The sequence below is a fragment of the Bifidobacterium platyrrhinorum genome (assembly GCF_010667645.1).
In the GTDB taxonomy this organism is placed as follows: domain Bacteria; phylum Actinomycetota; class Actinomycetes; order Actinomycetales; family Bifidobacteriaceae; genus Bifidobacterium; species Bifidobacterium platyrrhinorum.
Genome location: NZ_WHZV01000023.1, coordinates 1 through 425, shown reverse-complemented (window position 1 = coordinate 425; position 425 = coordinate 1). Strand labels below are relative to the sequence as shown.

Genomic DNA, 425 nt, shown 5'->3' with positions numbered 1-425 from the left:
AGCAAGGAATGAACTGGCAATCATTGACTATAAAGAAGTAGTACAAACACACTCTTGAGTTCTCAAACCACCACCACGCCAACACGCGAACCAACCACCACAAGAAGAAGCAGATCAGCCCGCCGCGCCGAGCGGCAACAGATGAAAAACATACACGCCCCACCACCAAAACACAAACCGGCATGACAAAACCACGCCCGAATCGTTGCAACGACGGCGTTCCATCGGCGTGTCGCAAACAGTGCGATCAGGCCTTACAAAGCACAGCATACGCCCGAAACGGGGTCGAAACAGAAGCAACATCCACGACACATCGGCGTGTCGCCCAACATTCACCCACACACACCGGCCGTTCATCTTCCATCCACATGAGCCAGAAGCAACGGACAAGCACGGGGGAACACCGGTTCGACCACATGCTTCCA

The 425-nt window shown here is 54.1% G+C and carries 1 protein-coding gene; it reads right to left on the bottom strand.

The genetic code is table 11. The features are described 5' to 3' along the window. On the bottom strand, positions 1 to 211 hold a 211-nt coding region (locus GFD21_RS11205), incomplete at its 3' end, for a hypothetical protein (RefSeq protein WP_225431813.1). Positions 212 to 425: the final 214 nt, after the last annotated feature.